We start from the raw sequence: 520 nt of genomic DNA on the forward strand, positions 1-520 counted from the left end.
CTGGTCCAACGTGCCTGCATATCCTTCTGCGCACGCTTGGCATCGCTCCAGTCCTGGCCGACGTCATCGCCCTGCTTGATCTGCGCGTTCTCTTCGCGCGTGTTGCGCTGGATCGGAGCGCTGACGATGCTGGCGTCGATGATCTGACCGCCGCGGGCAACGAACCCGGCACGTTGCAATTGCTCACCGATCGCCGCGCTGATGTCGCCCATCAGATCCTTGGTCTTGAGCCGTTCGCGCCACACCCAGATCGTCTTGGCGTCGGGCACCTTGCCGCTGTGTTCCAGTCCGAGGAATTGCTGGAAGCTGCGCCGATCCAGCACTTGGTACTCCAGCGCATCGTCGGAGAGGTTGTACAACTGCTGCAACAGCAGCAGCTTGATCATCACCTGCGTCGGCCAAGCTGGACGGCCACCGCGCTTGCCAGTACCCAAGGACAGCTTCGCGTCTACGGCGTGAGCAATCCCGGCAAAGTCGATATGCCGTGACAGCAGAGCCAGAGGATCGCCGATCTGCTGCC

1 protein-coding gene is annotated in these 520 nt (G+C 62.1%); it reads right to left on the reverse strand.

Annotated features, from left to right (window positions below):
• The coding region (locus SLW55_RS20580) for a transposase (RefSeq protein ID WP_320745643.1) at positions 1 to 520 on the reverse strand (520 nt) is incomplete at both ends.

The sequence above is a fragment of the Xanthomonas sp. LF06-19 genome (assembly GCF_034105425.1).
GTDB lineage: Bacteria > Pseudomonadota > Gammaproteobacteria > Xanthomonadales > Xanthomonadaceae > Xanthomonas_A > Xanthomonas_A sontii.